This is a genomic window from Pseudomonas azotoformans (genome assembly GCF_900103345.1).
GTDB lineage: Bacteria > Pseudomonadota > Gammaproteobacteria > Pseudomonadales > Pseudomonadaceae > Aquipseudomonas > Aquipseudomonas azotoformans.
In genome coordinates this window covers 2,119,227-2,133,454 of the sequence record NZ_LT629702.1, presented here as the reverse complement: position 1 = coordinate 2,133,454, position 14,228 = coordinate 2,119,227, and the positions used below count along the sequence as shown (strand labels likewise).

The window sequence follows — 14,228 nt, the reverse complement described above, 5'->3', positions numbered from 1 at the left end:
TGCCCTGGCAGTGCAGGGCATTTATGGTGCTGCTGATATCGCTTTCGCAGGCAAGCCAGCTCCCACATTTGACCGCATTCCAAGGAGTGTACTCGGTCAAGTGTGGGAGCTGGCTTGCCTGCGATGCAGGCGACGCGGTGTCGGATCAGTCCCCGCGCACCATATCCACATGCGGAATCCCGACTTCAAGAAACTCATCACTGACAATCTTGAAACCCAGCCGCTCATAGAACGGTGCAGCATAAACCTGCGCACTCAGGAACTGCCGGGTCTGGCCACGTTTCTCGGCCACGCCGATCACCGCTTCCATCAGCTTGTCGCCGACCTTCAAGCCGCGCCAGTCCTTGAGGACCGAAACGCGTCCGATCTCGCCACTGGGCAGCAGGCGCGCAGTGCCAATCGGAAAATCGCCTTCGAATGCAAGGAAATGCACCGCGCCGGCGTCGTCCGCGTCCCACTCCAGCTCCGGTGGAACCGATTGTTCAGCGATAAACACCGCTTCACGAATGCGCCGAATCTCGGCGATATCCTTTTGCCAGTCCGCGACACTTACGTGAATCTTATTCATCGGCAAATCCCAGGCTTCCTTGCTTGACCAATTCGCACAGCAGGTCGCGGCCGTCTTCGTCCGCCAGCCATTCGCCCAGGTTCTCGCTGTGCAGCGCATCGGCCGAACACACCAGCTTCAGCAGTTCACGCAATTTACCCGGCAGGTAACGGCTTTGCCCGCTGGCGAACAGCAGTACATCGTCATCCACTTCCGACCAGGCCATTCGTGCGCTTGGGTTGCGCACCAGGATCGCGCCGTCTTCCAGGGCGCTGATGAAGTCCTCTTCGCCGAGTTCTTCGCCGGCCACCAGTTCCGGGTAGCGCGGTTCGGTCATGAACTGGCCGAACCAGGTCAGCAGCATACGCTCGTCGCTCATGTGCTCGGCGAGCAGGCTCTTGAGGCGATCCAGGGCGTCGCTCTGGATCTGATGCGGGTCGCTGACCGGCTGGGCGTCGGCGTCGGTGTAGCGCTCTTCGTCGGTCAGGTACTGGCTGAGGAAGTCGGTGAAGTGGGTCAGCACCTCGGCCGCGCTCGGTGCGCGGAAGCCCACGGAGTAGGTCATACAGTCGTCTTCGGCAATGCCGAAATGCGCCAGGCGCGGCGGCAGGTAAAGCATGTCGCCCGGTTCCAGGACCCACTCGGCGCTTTCTTCGAATTCGGCGAGGATGCGCAGGTCGGCGTGCTGCAGCAGCGCGCTTTCGGAGCTGCACATCTGGCCGATCTTCCAGTTGCGCTTGCCCTGGGCTTGCAGCAGGAACACGTCGTAGTTGTCGAAGTGCGGGCCAACGCTGCCGCCCGGTGCGGCGAAGCTGATCATCACATCGTCGATGCGCCAGCTCGGCAGAAAGCGGAACTGCTCCAGCAATTCGGCCACTTCCGGTACGAACTGGTCGACCGCCTGTACCAGCAGGGTCCACTCACGATCAGGCAGGGTGCTGAAGGCGTCTTCGGCGAACGGACCGCGACGCAGCTCCCACGGGCGCTCGCCATGCTCGATCACCAGGCGCGACTCGACTTCTTCTTCCAGTGCCAGGCCGGCCAGTTCGTCGGCGTCGATCGGGCTTTCGAAATCAGGAATGGCCTGGCGGATCAGCAGCGGTTTTTTCTGCCAGTAGTCGCGCAGGAATTCCCGTGCCGTGATGCCGCCCAGAAGTTGAAGAGGGATATCAGGATTCATGTGTAACCTATTGAAAAAAAGCACTTTTCAGACTGGAATAAAAACGCCCGGCGCGGCCGGGCGTCTCAAAGGGTCTTGCGATGATCAGATGCGCTTGGCTTGCTCTACAGCGTTACCGATGTAGTTGGCCGGGGTGAGCAGTTTCAGTTCGGCCTTGGCGGCGGCTGGCATGTCCAGGCCGTCGATGAAAGTTTGCAGCGCTTCAGGGCTGATGCCCTTGCCGCGCGTCAACTCTTTGAGCTTCTCGTACGGGTTTTCGATGTTGTAGCGGCGCATCACGGTCTGGATCGGCTCGGCCAGGACTTCCCAGCACGCGTCCAGGTCAGCGGCGATCTTCTGCTCGTTGAGTTCCAGCTTGCTGATGCCTTTGAGGCTGGCTTCGTACGCGATCACGCTGTGAGCGAAGCCCACGCCGAGGTTGCGCAGTACGGTGGAGTCGGTCAGGTCGCGCTGCCAGCGGGAGATCGGCAACTTGCTGGCCAGGTGCTGGAACAGGGCGTTGGCGATGCCGAGGTTGCCTTCGGAGTTTTCGAAGTCGATCGGGTTGACCTTGTGCGGCATGGTCGACGAACCGATTTCACCGGCAATGGTGCGCTGCTTGAAGTAGCCCAGGGAGATGTAGCCCCAGATATCGCGATCGAAGTCGATCAGGATGGTGTTGAAGCGCGCAATGGCGTCGAACAGCTCGGCGATGTAGTCGTGCGGTTCGATCTGCGTGGTGTACGGGTTGAAGCCCAGGCCCAGCTCATCTTCGATGAAAGCGCGGGCGTTGGCTTCCCAGTCGATCTCCGGGTAGGCCGACAGGTGGGCGTTGTAGTTGCCCACGGCGCCGTTGATCTTGCCCAGCAGCGGTACAGCGGCGACTTGAGCGATCTGGCGTTCCAGGCGGTACACCACGTTGGCCAGTTCTTTGCCCAGGGTGGTCGGCGACGCCGGCTGGCCGTGGGTGCGCGACAGCATCGGCACGTCGGCGAAGCGGATGGCCAGTTCGCGGATGGCGTTGGCGGTCTGACGCATCAGCGGCAGCATCACGTCATCACGGCCTTCGCGCAGCATCAGGGCGTGGGACAGGTTGTTGATGTCCTCGCTGGTGCAGGCAAAGTGGATGAATTCGCTGACCTGGGCCAGTTCCGGCAGCTTGGCCGCTTGCTCTTTGAGCAGGTATTCGATGGCTTTGACGTCGTGGTTGGTGGTGCGCTCGATCTCTTTCACACGCTCGGCGTGCTCCAGGGAGAAGTTTTCCGCCAGGGTGTTGAGCGCAGCGTTGGCTTCGGCGGAAAACGCCGGCACTTCGCTGATGGCGGGGTGAGCGGCCAGGCGCTGGAGCCAACGCACTTCAACCAGTACACGAGCGCGGATCAGGCCGTATTCGCTGAAAATAGGGCGCAGGGCCTGGGTTTTGCCGGCGTAGCGGCCGTCTACAGGGGAAACCGCAGTGAGCGAAGAGAGCTGCATGGGGTGTTCTCGGACAGTCGGGCAACGAAATGGGGCGCGTATCATACATGAAAAAATCCGCCGGTCCGTTGCCAACTGACCGGCGTATTACGCGTAACGGCTTGAAAATGGCCTGCTGCTGCGACTTATTCGTTGCGCATCAACGGGTAAAGCTCTTTGAGCAATTTGCGCCGGCTGATCACCAGCTGCCAACGATGACCGCCCAACTGGCGCCACAACCGCGCCGAACGAATACCGGCCAGCAGCAGGGCGCGGATTTTCGAAGCGTTGTTCGGTTGTTGCAGGTTGCGCATGTCGCCGTGTACCTGGATGCGTTGGCGCAAGGTGCTCAATGTGTCCTGGTACAGCGCGCCACAGGCGGCGATCACGTTTTCGTGGGCCGGGCCGAAGTGTTCCACCTGGGACTGGATCTGCGGCAGGCGTTTGCCGATGACCTCCAGCATGTCCTCGCGCTTGGCCAGTTGGCGCTCGAGGCCGAGCATCGACAGGGCGTAGCGCAGCGGCTCGCGCTGCAGGGTGCTGGGGTCGCGCTCCAGGGCGCCGATCAGCGCGCGGTAACCTTCACGCAGCGCCAGGTCGTCGCCACCGTAGACTTCCAGGGTGTCCTTGGGGTCGCGGATCAACAGGCTGCCGAGCATGCAGGTCAGGCCGGCCTCGGTGACCTGGCCGGTCTTGGCGATCTTGTCCACCAATACCGCGGCGAGGAACACCCCGCCCAGTGCCGTCAATTGCTCCTGGGTCGGGCTCATGCCTTCTGGCTCCAGGCTTCGGCGATTTCAATCACGCCGCCGCCCAGGCAGATTTCGCCATCGTAGAACACCACGGACTGGCCAGGGGTGACCGCGCGTTGCGGGTCATCAAAGGTGGCACGGTAGCCGGTAGCGGTTTTTTCCAGGGTGCACGGCTGGTCGCTCTGGCGATAGCGCACCTTGGCGGTCAGGTGGCGTGGGGTGCTCAGGTCGATCGGGTTGACCCAGTAGATCTCGGAGGCGAGCAGGGCGCCGGAGAACAACAGCGGGTGCTCGTTGCCCTGGCCGACGATCAGCACGTTGTTTTCCAGGTCCTTGACCAGCACGTACCACGGCTCTTCACCGGCGTCTTTCAAGCCGCCGATGCCCAGGCCCTGGCGCTGGCCGATGGTGTGGTACATCAGGCCATGGTGACGGCCGATGACCTCACCTTCGGTGGTGTGGATCTCGCCCGGTTGCGCCGGCAGGTATTGCTTGAGGAAGTCGCTGAAGCGGCGCTCGCCGATAAAGCAGATGCCGGTGGAATCCTTCTTCTTGGCGGTAGCCAGGCCGTGTTTCTCGGCGATCCTGCGCACTTCGGGTTTTTCCAGCTCGCCTACCGGGAACAGGGTCTTGGCGATCTGTTCGCCGCCGACGGCGTGCAGGAAGTAGCTCTGGTCCTTGTTCGGGTCCAGGCCCTTGAGCAGTTCGGTGCGGCCATCAATGTCGCGGCGGCGCACGTAGTGGCCAGTGGCAATCAGGTCGGCGCCGAGCATCATGGCGTAGTCGAGGAACGCCTTGAACTTGATCTCGCGGTTGCACAGGATGTCCGGGTTCGGCGTGCGGCCGGCCTTGTATTCGGCCAGGAAGTGCTCGAACACGTTGTCCCAGTACTCGGCGGCGAAGTTGGCGGTGTGCAGCTTGATGCCAATCTTGTCGCACACGGCCTGGGCATCCGCCAGGTCGTCCATCGCGGTGCAATATTCCGTTCCATCGTCTTCTTCCCAGTTCTTCATGAACAGGCCTTCCACCTCATAACCCTGCTCCATGAGCAGAACGGCGGAAACGGAAGAATCCACGCCGCCGGACATGCCGACGATGACGCGCTTCTTTTGTGTGTCAGAAGGGGCTGGATCACGCATAGGGTTTCAACGGGTGTCTTGAAAAAGGACGCGATTCTATCAGGCTCGGGCCTTCAAGGCTAAAGAGAAGGGCGGATCAATTCGAGACTGTGGCGCTGGCCGGCCAGATAATCATCGATGCAGCGGATGATCAGCTCGCTGCGCCAGTCGTCGCGCAGGCTCATCAGCTCGTCACGGCTCAGCCAGCGGGCGCGCAGGATGCCGTCGTCGAGTGGGTAGTCGGGGTGGTGTTTCAGGGCCTTGGCGATAAAGCAGACTCTTTGATAAGTCACGCCATTGCTCGGGGCGGTGTACAGGTAAATGCCGACGATGCCGGTGGCTTCCACATCCCAGCCGGTTTCTTCGAGGGTCTCGCGTACGGCGGCTTCGGTGAGGGTTTCATGCGGGTCGAGGTGGCCGGCGGGCTGGTTGAGCACGGCGCGGCCGCCCTTGAGTTCTTCGACCATCAGGAACTTGCCATCGTCTTCGACGATGGTGGCGACGGTGATGTGGGGTTGCCAAGTCATGGTTGCCTCTGGATTTAAGATGCGGTGCAGTCCTGGAGCAGGATAACAGTCAGTGTGGGAGGGGGCTTGCCACCGATGAGGGAGTGTCAGTTGATCTATCTGTGCCTGACCTACTGCCATCGGGGGCAAGCCCCCTCCCACAGTTTGATTGGGTTTCTTCAGTAAGAAAGCACATAAAACAGAAACCCCGGCACGGGGCCGGGGCTTCTTTGCATCCTTACAACCTTACTTCAACTTGGCAATCGCCGCATTGAGGGTGTTGCTTGGGCGCATGGCCTTGCTGGTCAGCTCTGGGTTAGGCGCGTAGTAGCCGCCGATGTCCACTGGCTTGCCCTGGACGGCGTTGAGTTCGGCAACGATGGTTGCCTCGTTCGCGGTCAGGGTCTTGGCCAGTTCGCCGAACTGCGCTTGCAGTGCAGTGTCTTCGCTCTGGGCGGCCAGGGCTTGGGCCCAGTAAAGCGCCAGGTAGAAGTGGCTGCCGCGGTTGTCGATGTTGCCGACTTTGCGCGATGGCGACTTGTTGTTGTCGAGGAACTGGCCGGTGGCCTGGTCCAGGGTCTTGGACAGAACCAGGGCTTTCGGGTTGTTGTACGTCACACCCAAATGCTCAAGGGAGGCCGCCAGGGCCAGGAACTCGCCCAGGGAATCCCAGCGCAGGAAGTTCTCTTCCACCAGTTGCTGCACGTGCTTTGGTGCCGAACCGCCGGCGCCGGTTTCGAACAGGCCACCGCCGTTCATCAGCGGCACGATCGACAGCATCTTGGCACTGGTGCCCAGTTCCATGATCGGGAACAGGTCGGTCAGGTAGTCGCGCAGTACGTTGCCGGTCACCGAGATGGTGTCCAGGCCCTTGCGGGTGCGCTCCAGGGTGAACTTCATCGCGTCGACCGGCGACATGATGCGGATGTCCAGGCCGTCGGTGTTGTGGTCTTTCAGGTAAGCCTGCACCTTCTCGACCACGACGCCGTCGTGTGCGCGCTGTGGGTCCAGCCAGAAGATGGCCGGGGTGTTGCTGGCGCGGGCGCGGTTGACGGCCAGTTTGACCCAGTCCTGGATCGGCGCGTCTTTGGTCTGGCACATGCGGAAGATGTCGCCGGCTTCGACTTTCTGTTCCATCAGCAGGTTGCCCTTGCTGTCGGTGACGCGGACTACGCCGTCAGCCTTGATCTGGAAGGTCTTGTCGTGGGAGCCGTATTCTTCGGCTTTCTTCGCCATCAGGCCAACGTTCGGCACGCTGCCCATGGTGGTTGGGTCGAAGGCACCGTTGGCCTTGCAGTCTTCGATGACCGCCTGGTAGATGGTCGCGTAGCAGCGATCCGGGATCACCGCCTTGGTGTCGTGCAGCTGGCCATCGGTGCCCCACATCTTGCCGGAGTCACGGATCATGGCTGGCATCGAGGCGTCGACGATCACGTCGCTCGGCACGTGCAGGTTGGTGATGCCTTTGTCGGAGTTGACCATCGCCAGGGCAGGGCGAGCGGCGTAGACCGCTGCGATGTCGGCTTCGATCTGTGCTTGCTGCTCGGCCGGCAGGGCCTTGATGCGTGCGTACAGGTCGCCGATGCCGTTGTTCAGGTTGAAACCGATCTGCTCAAGTACGGTGGCGTGCTTGGCCAGGGCGTCTTTATAGAACTCGGCAACGATCTGGCCGAACATGATCGGGTCGGAGACCTTCATCATGGTGGCTTTCAGGTGAACCGACAGCAGCACGCCTTGTTTCTTGGCGTCTTCGATTTCAGCGGCGATGAACGCGCGCAGGGCTTTCTTGCTCAGTACGGCGGTGTCGATGATTTCGCCGGCCTGTACCGAGGTCTTTTCCTTCAGGACGGTGGCGGTGCCGTCCTGGGCGATCAGCTCGATTTTGACAGCATCAGCGCCTTCGATCTGTACGGCTTTTTCGCTGCCGTAGAAGTCGCCGTTGCTCATGTGGGCGATGTGCGACTTGGAGTCGGCAGCCCAGGCGCCCATCTTGTGCGGGTGCTTGCGTGCGTAGTTCTTGACCGACAGCGGTGCGCGGCGGTCGGAGTTGCCTTCGCGCAGTACCGGGTTCACGGCGCTGCCCTTGACCTTGTCGTAACGTGCACGGGTTTCTTTTTCCGCGTCGGTGGTTACGGTTTCCGGGTAGTCCGGCAGGGCGTAGCCCTGGGCCTGCAGTTCCTTGATCGCGGCTTGCAGCTGCGGGGTCGAGGCGCTGATGTTAGGCAGCTTGATGATGTTGGCTTCAGGCGTAACGGCCAGGTCGCCCAGTTCGGCGAGGTGGTCCGGGATGGCCTTGGCGCCCAGTTGCTCGGGGAAGCTTGCGAGGATGCGCGCGGCGAGGGAGATGTCGCGGGTTTCCACGGCAATATCAGCGGAAGCGGTGAAGGCCTCTACGATAGGCAGCAGTGAATAGGTGGCGAGGGCCGGGGCTTCGTCGGTGAAGGTGTAGATGATCTTCGAGCGGGTGGGCATATTCGGATTAACTCTCTTCTTTGCTGAAAGCGTGCGCAGAAACTCGAGATGCGCCGGGTGGAGCGCGTTCGTTCAAAGTCATCCATGAGCGAAATGTCGAGGTTTCTTCGCGGTGATGTTGGGTTGCATCAGTCGAGCGTCAAGCGGGTGGACTATTGTAATAGTCCTGCTTTGTAGCGGAAGGCTGTGTTCTAGAGCGGTCCGCCGTCGTGACTCTTTGGTCAGCGGCGGCATTATACATAGGTCGCTATGCTTACGCCGAGCCTTCATACAAAAGGTGTGTCGTCCATTGGTCTAAAGGTCGCAGGTGCCCAATTGCGACCAAAGTCGCACGATGTGCTCAAGATTGGCGATTTTGCCTTTGCTTTCAGGCTTGTAGGCGACAAATTATGCTGTTTTCGATGCAAATGAGCATGGCGTGAGGTTTCAGTCGCCATTTATCTGGAGTAGGCTCGAACGCAGCCAGATGTTCAATCCATAGATGGAGTTCAGCATGGGATACAAGAAGATTCAGGTTCCGGCAGTCGGCGACAAAATCACCGTCAATGCAGACCATTCTCTCAATGTTCCTGACCAACCGATCATTCCTTACATCGAAGGTGACGGTATCGGCGTCGACATCAGTCCGGTGATGATCAAGGTGGTCGATGCAGCTGTTGAAAAGGCCTACGGCGGCAAGCGTAAGATCTCCTGGATGGAGGTGTATGCCGGCGAAAAAGCGACTCAAATCTACGACCAGGACACCTGGCTGCCCCAGGAAACCCTGGATGCGGTCAAGGATTACGTGGTGTCCATCAAGGGCCCGCTGACCACCCCGGTCGGTGGCGGCATCCGTTCGCTGAACGTGGCCCTGCGTCAGCAACTCGACCTGTATGTGTGCCTGCGCCCGGTGCGCTGGTTCGAAGGCGTGCCCAGCCCGGTCAAGAAGCCCGGCGACGTGGACATGACCATCTTCCGGGAAAACTCCGAAGACATTTACGCCGGTATCGAGTGGAAGGCCGGTTCGCCCGAAGCGATCAAGGTGATCAAGTTCCTCAAGGAAGAAATGGGCGTGACCAAGATCCGTTTCGACCAGGACTGCGGGATCGGCGTGAAGCCGGTTTCGAAAGAGGGGACCAAGCGCCTGGCGCGCAAAGCCCTTCAGTATGTAGTGGATAACGACCGCGACTCGCTGACCATCGTGCACAAAGGCAACATCATGAAGTTCACCGAAGGTGCCTTCAAGGAATGGGCCTATGAGGTGGCGGCTGACGAATTTGGCGCGACGCTGCTGGATGGCGGCCCGTGGATGCAGTTCAAGAACCCCAAGACTGGCAAGAATGTGGTGGTCAAGGATGCTATCGCGGACGCCATGCTCCAGCAGATCCTGTTGCGTCCGGCTGAGTATGATGTGATCGCGACGCTTAACCTGAACGGTGATTACCTGTCCGACGCCCTTGCGGCGGAGGTGGGCGGTATCGGTATTGCGCCGGGCGCGAACCTGTCGGACACCGTGGCGATGTTCGAGGCGACACACGGTACTGCGCCGAAGTATGCGGGCAAGGACCAGGTCAACCCGGGTTCGTTGATTTTGTCGGCGGAAATGATGTTGCGTCACATGGGCTGGGTCGAGGCGGCTGACTTGATCATCAAGGGCACCAATGGTGCAATTTCGGCGAAGACCGTGACCTATGACTTCGAGCGTCTGATGGAGGGTGCGAAGCTGGTGTCGTCGTCGGGCTTTGGTGATGCGCTGATCTCGCATATGTAAGCAAGCAGGTATAAAAACGGCCACTCCAAGTTGATTGGGTGGCCGTTTTTCTTACGGGCTGTACGATCGGTGGCGGATCAGGCCGTTTGTTTCTTTTCTGTTTCGCTCGCACGTGCCGCAGGGCTGGCAACGACTTCTGCCTTCACTGTGTCGATATTCACGGCATGCAGTCCCTTGGGGCCCTGAATGATCTGGAAGGTGACCGCTTGTCCCGCTTTCAGCGTTTTGTAACCGTCCATGATGATCGCTGAATAGTGTGCAAAAAGGTCCTCGGTTTTCCCTTCCTCATTAACAAAGCCATATCCCTTGGCATTGTTGAACCATTTGACCTTGCCATTGATCTTGACGCCAGACATACCCATATCCCTCTGCACCAGACTCCATCACTGGAGTATCATCCAGTTTATCCGTCCTAACCCGAATAAATAAGGTTGACTGCGCGGACCTTTTTTACCCACTGTGGGTTCTATTGGTTGTAACACCGTTTCGCCGATAGTCAAGGCGACCAGCCGGTCAGTAGTTGAAAATCTGACAGGTCGCCCCCACCACTGTATTTGAACCACTGACGAACCTTTCTTTCCATGCATGCAAACAGCCAGATTCGACTAACATTCAATCAGGATCGACCGGATCAGGAACATGATGACGACGGTTCTGCAGGCATTGCTGTTCAGGAGGCCAAGCCTGCTCTACAGGCGCCGCCGATGTACAAGGTGGTTTTGTTCAATGATGACTACACACCGATGGATTTCGTGGTCGAAGTGCTCGAGGTGTTTTTTAACCTGAACCGCGAGTTGGCGACCAAGGTAATGCTGGCCGTTCACACAGAAGGACGGGCAGTATGTGGAGTGTTTACCCGCGACATCGCCGAGACAAAGGCCATGCAGGTCAACCAGTACGCCAGGGAAAGCCAGCATCCGCTACTCTGTGAAATCGAGAAGGACGGTTAACGCCGACCACTTGGGTATGAGGTGAAGCTATGTTAAACCGCGAGCTCGAAGTCACCCTCAATCTTGCCTTCAAGGAGGCTCGTTCGAAGCGTCATGAGTTCATGACCGTCGAACACCTGCTGCTGGCACTTTTGGATAACGAAGCTGCCGCCACCGTTCTACGTGCGTGCGGCGCCAACCTCGACAAACTCAAGCATGACCTGCAGGAGTTTATCGACTCCACGACGCCACTTATTCCAGTCCACGATGAAGACCGTGAGACCCAGCCAACCCTGGGCTTCCAGCGGGTGCTTCAGCGTGCCGTGTTCCATGTTCAGAGCTCCGGTAAGCGTGAAGTCACGGGCGCCAATGTGCTTGTGGCGATTTTCAGCGAACAGGAAAGCCAGGCAGTGTTCCTGCTTAAACAGCAGAGCGTTGCCCGTATCGATGTCGTCAACTACATCGCCCACGGTATCTCCAAGGTGCCTGGGCACGGCGATCATTCCGAGGGTGAGCAGGATATGCAGGACGACGAGGGCGGTGAGTCTTCTTCTTCGGGCAATCCACTGGATGCCTATGCCAGCAACCTCAACGAGCTTGCGCGCCAGGGGCGGATCGATCCGCTGGTGGGGCGTGAGCTTGAGGTTGAGCGTGTAGCGCAGATCCTCGCGCGTCGTCGCAAGAACAATCCGTTGCTGGTGGGTGAGGCAGGCGTGGGTAAAACCGCGATTGCCGAAGGCCTGGCCAAGCGCATCGTGGACAACCAGGTGCCGGACCTCCTGGCCAACAGCGTCGTCTACTCCCTTGACCTGGGCGCCTTGCTCGCCGGGACCAAGTACCGTGGCGACTTCGAGAAGCGCTTCAAGGCGCTGCTCGGTGAGCTGAAAAAACGCCCGCAGGCGATCCTGTTCATCGACGAAATCCACACCATCATTGGTGCCGGTGCGGCCTCGGGTGGGGTGATGGACGCCTCCAACCTGCTCAAGCCGTTGCTGTCGTCGGGTGATATCCGCTGCATTGGTTCGACCACGTTCCAGGAATTCCGTGGCATCTTCGAGAAAGACCGTGCCCTGGCGCGTCGCTTCCAGAAGGTCGACGTGTCCGAGCCTTCTGTGGAGGACACCATCGGCATCCTGCGCGGGCTCAAGGGGCGCTTCGAAGCGCACCACGGCATCGAGTACACCGATGAGGCCCTGCGTTCGGCGGCTGAGCTGGCGTCGCGCTACATCAATGACCGGCACATGCCGGACAAGGCCATCGACGTGATCGACGAGGCGGGCGCCTACCAGCGCCTGCAGCCGGTCGAGAAGCGTGTGAAGCGCATCGACGTGCCGCAGGTCGAGGACATCGTGGCGAAGATCGCGCGGATTCCGCCTAAACACGTCACCAGTTCCGACAAGGAGCTGCTGCGTAACCTTGAGCGTGATCTCAAGCTGACCGTGTTCGGTCAGGACGCGGCCATCGACTCGCTGTCCACTGCGATCAAGCTGTCGCGTGCGGGCCTCAAGTCGCCAGACAAGCCGGTGGGTTCGTTCCTGTTCGCCGGCCCGACCGGCGTCGGCAAGACCGAAGCGGCGCGGCAATTGGCCAAGGCCATGGGTATTGAGCTGGTGCGGTTCGACATGTCCGAGTACATGGAGCGTCACACCGTGTCGCGCCTGATCGGCGCACCTCCGGGTTATGTCGGTTTTGACCAGGGCGGCCTGTTGACCGAGGCGATCACCAAGCAACCGCATTGCGTATTGCTGCTCGATGAAATCGAGAAGGCCCACCCCGAAGTCTTCAACCTGCTGTTGCAGGTGATGGACCACGGCACCCTGACCGACAACAACGGGCGCAAGGCGGACTTCCGCAACGTGATCGTGATCATGACCACCAACGCCGGCGCCGAAACGGCCGCGCGGGCTTCTATCGGCTTCACGCATCAGGACCACTCGTCCGATGCGATGGAAGTGATCAAGAAGAGCTTCACGCCGGAGTTCCGCAACCGTCTGGACACCATTATCCAGTTTGGTCGCCTCAGCCATGAGGTTATCAAAAGCGTGGTGGACAAGTTCCTTACCGAGCTCCAGGCGCAGTTGGAAGACAAGCGCGTGCAGCTGGAGGTCACGGACGCGGCGCGCAGTTGGCTGGCCGAAGGCGGTTACGATGCGGCAATGGGCGCACGCCCAATGGCGCGTCTGATCCAGGACAAGATCAAGCGGCCGCTGGCGGAAGAGATCCTGTTTGGCGAGCTCTCCGACCATGGTGGCGTGGTGCACATCGACCTGAAGGACGGCGAGCTGACCTTCGAGTTCGAAACCACGGCTGAAATGGCTTGATCTATAGCTGCGGGCGTCAATGTGGGAGGGGGCTTGCCCCCGATAGCAGTGTTTCAGTCGCTACATGAGTGACTGATCTACCGCAATCGGGAGCAAGCCCCCTCCCACATTTGGTTTTGGCGCTTGGTAAATAGCGCACACACAAAAACGCCCGGCATAACCGGGCGTTTTGTATTGACTTGCTTAGCGAGCGCGGTAAGTGATGCGCCCTTTGCTCAAGTCATAGGGCGTCAGCTCGACGCGCACTTTGTCACCGGTAAGAATACGAATGTAGTTCTTGCGCATCTTGCCGGAGATATGCGCGGTTACGACGTGCCCATTTTCCAACTCCACACGAAACATGGTGTTGGGCAGGGTGTCGACGACAGTGCCTTCCATTTCGAAGCTGTCTTCTTTCGACATGCAGTAAAGCCCTCGGTATCCAGTGAATGGCCCGGTGCAACTGCGCCAGGCAAAAGCGGCGTGCATTGTGCCCGAAAAAGGGTGTTTAAGCCAAGGGGTTCTAGTTAAGCACGACCCATCTTTGATTAATCAGCAGTTCGATGGGCCGATATTGGGTCTTGTAGTTCATCTTTTTGCAGTTCTTGATCCAGTACCCGAGGTACACCGCCTCCAGTTCCTGGCGCAAGGCCTCGCCAATTTGCCAGAGGATCGCAAAGCGTCCGAGGCTGCGGCGTTCTTCGGCGGGTTCATAGAAGGTGTAGACCGCCGACAGGCCGTTGGGCAGCAGGTCGGTCACCGCGACGGCCACCAGGCGGCCGTTCGCACGAAACTCGTAAAAGCGCGAGAAGGGCAGGTCGCGTACCAGGAAGGTGGAAAACTGATCGCGACTGGGCGGGAACATATCGCCGTCGGCGTGGCGTTGCTCGATGTAGCGTTGGTAAAGGTCGAAATATTCTTCGGTGAAGCGTGGCTTGGTCGACGTCACCGTCAGGTCGGCGTTGCGCTTGAGGATGCGTTTCTGGTTGCGGTCTGGCAGAAACTGCGCAACGGGGATGCGTGCGGGCACGCAGGCATTACAGTTCTGGCAATGTGGCCGGTACAGATGGTCGCCACTGCGCCGAAAGCCCATCTCCGACAGGTCGGCATACACATGCACGTCCATAGGCTGGCTGGGGTCGAGGAACAGTGTGGTGGCCTGCTCGTCGGGCAGATAGCTGCAAGAGTGGGGTTGAGTGGCATAAAACTTCAAACGCGCCAACTCGGTCATGATCAACCC

13 protein-coding genes are annotated in these 14,228 nt (G+C 59.7%); 3 read left to right on the top strand and 10 right to left on the bottom strand.

The window, feature by feature from the left end; genetic code table 11:
• Positions 1–145: 145 nt before the first annotated feature.
• The 7 genes from BLR69_RS09185 to BLR69_RS09155 all read right to left on the bottom strand — a co-directional run bounded on the left by BLR69_RS09185 (position 146) and on the right by BLR69_RS09155 (position 8,009).
• Entirely contained in the window at positions 146–568 is a 423-nt protein-coding gene (locus tag BLR69_RS09185) for a GNAT family N-acetyltransferase (RefSeq protein ID WP_033896835.1), read from the bottom strand.
• Entirely contained in the window at positions 561–1,727 is a 1,167-nt protein-coding gene (locus BLR69_RS09180) for a ribosomal protein uL16 3-hydroxylase (RefSeq protein ID WP_071493389.1), read from the bottom strand. The genes BLR69_RS09185 and BLR69_RS09180 overlap by 8 nt, the downstream gene beginning before the upstream one ends.
• A gap of 84 nt (positions 1,728–1,811) precedes the next feature.
• A complete protein-coding gene (purB, locus tag BLR69_RS09175) occupies positions 1,812–3,182 on the bottom strand; it encodes an adenylosuccinate lyase (protein WP_071493388.1) in 1,371 nt (456 codons plus the stop codon).
• Positions 3,183–3,307: 125 nt separating this feature from the next.
• A complete protein-coding gene (hflD, locus tag BLR69_RS09170; protein ID WP_058425015.1) occupies positions 3,308–3,931 on the bottom strand; it encodes a high frequency lysogenization protein HflD in 624 nt (207 codons plus the stop codon).
• A complete protein-coding gene (gene mnmA, locus BLR69_RS09165; protein ID WP_071493387.1) occupies positions 3,928–5,052 on the bottom strand; it encodes a tRNA 2-thiouridine(34) synthase MnmA in 1,125 nt (374 codons plus the stop codon). The genes hflD and mnmA overlap by 4 nt, the downstream gene beginning before the upstream one ends.
• A gap of 59 nt (positions 5,053–5,111) precedes the next feature.
• On the bottom strand, positions 5,112–5,558 hold the full coding sequence (locus tag BLR69_RS09160) for an NUDIX hydrolase (protein WP_071493386.1): 447 nt from the start codon (positions 5,556–5,558) through the stop codon (positions 5,112–5,114).
• 225 nt (positions 5,559–5,783) lie between these two features.
• A complete protein-coding gene (locus BLR69_RS09155) occupies positions 5,784–8,009 on the bottom strand; it encodes an NADP-dependent isocitrate dehydrogenase (RefSeq protein WP_071493385.1) in 2,226 nt (741 codons plus the stop codon).
• Positions 8,010–8,502: 493 nt separating this feature from the next.
• Here BLR69_RS09155 and icd point away from each other — a divergent pair, with 493 nt between their 5' ends.
• On the top strand, positions 8,503–9,759 hold the full coding sequence (gene icd / locus BLR69_RS09150; RefSeq protein ID WP_071493530.1) for an NADP-dependent isocitrate dehydrogenase: 1,257 nt from the start codon (positions 8,503–8,505) through the stop codon (positions 9,757–9,759).
• A gap of 77 nt (positions 9,760–9,836) precedes the next feature.
• Here icd and cspD read toward each other — a convergent pair whose 3' ends face one another.
• Positions 9,837–10,115, bottom strand: coding sequence for a cold shock domain-containing protein CspD (gene cspD / locus BLR69_RS09145; protein WP_071493529.1), 279 nt, complete (start codon positions 10,113–10,115; stop codon positions 9,837–9,839).
• A gap of 225 nt (positions 10,116–10,340) precedes the next feature.
• On the opposite strand from cspD, the gene clpS reads away from it, so the two are divergent.
• Both clpS and clpA read left to right on the top strand, forming a co-directional pair.
• The gene (gene clpS / locus BLR69_RS09140) at positions 10,341–10,709 is read left to right on the top strand and encodes an ATP-dependent Clp protease adapter ClpS (protein WP_005789091.1); all 369 of its coding nucleotides are present in this window, start codon (positions 10,341–10,343) and stop codon (positions 10,707–10,709) included.
• Between the two features lie 29 nt (positions 10,710–10,738).
• Positions 10,739–13,009, top strand: a complete 2,271-nt coding sequence (gene clpA / locus BLR69_RS09135) for an ATP-dependent Clp protease ATP-binding subunit ClpA (protein WP_071493384.1) — start codon at positions 10,739–10,741, stop codon at positions 13,007–13,009.
• A gap of 183 nt (positions 13,010–13,192) precedes the next feature.
• Here clpA and infA read toward each other — a convergent pair whose 3' ends face one another.
• The gene (infA, locus tag BLR69_RS09130; RefSeq protein WP_002553999.1) at positions 13,193–13,411 is read right to left on the bottom strand and encodes a translation initiation factor IF-1; all 219 of its coding nucleotides are present in this window, start codon (positions 13,409–13,411) and stop codon (positions 13,193–13,195) included.
• Positions 13,412–13,511: 100 nt separating this feature from the next.
• Positions 13,512–14,219, bottom strand: coding sequence for an arginyltransferase (locus BLR69_RS09125; protein WP_071493383.1), 708 nt, complete (start codon positions 14,217–14,219; stop codon positions 13,512–13,514).
• Between the last annotated feature and the right edge of the window lie 9 nt (positions 14,220–14,228).